This is a genomic window from Pseudomonas sp. AC463, assembly GCF_979253585.1.
This window is the reverse complement of record NZ_CEEDDZ010001255.1, coordinates 1-230: the sequence shown is the minus strand read 5'-3', so window position 1 is coordinate 230 and position 230 is coordinate 1. Positions and strand designations below refer to the sequence as shown.

Annotated in this window: 1 pseudogene; it reads right to left on the bottom strand. The window is 61.3% G+C overall.

Going from position 1 to position 230, the window contains the following annotated elements:
• Positions 1-61: 61 nt before the first annotated feature.
• Positions 62-230, bottom strand: a pseudogene (locus AC0IYH_RS34330) (NUDIX hydrolase); the annotation flags it as partial.

Genomic DNA, 230 nt, shown 5'->3' with positions numbered 1-230 from the left:
ACAGGCTGATGGATTGGCGACCCGCGCCCGATCAGTAGCGCGAGCAACCCTCATCGCCTTGCTATCGATTGGCCAGATAGTGCTGCAGGGCCTGTAGCGAGTCGGGGCAATACGGTTTGCTCTGCGTATCGAGCAATGCGGCCTGCACCGTGACGAAACGGGCCTCCAGCACCTCTTCAGGCTGCAGTATCAAGGGCGCATCGGATACCGCCGAGAACACTGCGCACCAC